The following is a 510-nucleotide window of genomic DNA, read 5'->3' on the forward strand; positions in this document are numbered from 1 at the left end:
CGGTTGGCTAAAGCTTCAGTTTCAGCAGCATTATCAATTAACTCTAAACCATCGCGAATCCATTGAATAGCTGAACCAGCAACGAATACAGACCCTTCTAAGGCGTAAGTTACCTTGTCACCAATCACGAAACCAACTGTTGTTAAAAGGTTATTTTCCGATAATTTTAACTCACTACCTGCATTCATGACAATAAAAGCACCAGTACCATAAGTTGATTTTACAGTACCTTCTTCTGTAGCTAATTGACCAAATAAGGCCCCTTGTTGGTCCCCTACCATACCAGAAATTGGTACTTCATAGCCATAGAAGTGGAAGCCGACTGTATGACCATATACTTCTGAATTGGAGCGGATTTCAGGCATCATGATTTTTGGAATATTTAACATGGCTAACATTTCATCGTCCCACTCCAGCTTTTCAATATTCATCAACATTGTACGAGAAGCATTTGAGTAGTCAGTAGCGTGAACTTCTCCATTAGTTAATTTCCAAAGCAACCAAGTATCG

The 510-nt window shown here is 39.4% G+C and carries 1 protein-coding gene; it reads right to left on the bottom strand.

Features of this window, described 5'->3' with window-relative positions:
* The coding region (locus ACRCJ0_RS19435; protein ID WP_431391862.1) for an FGGY family carbohydrate kinase at positions 1–510 on the bottom strand (510 nt) is incomplete at both ends.

Source organism: Aerococcus sp. L_32, assembly GCF_050689315.1.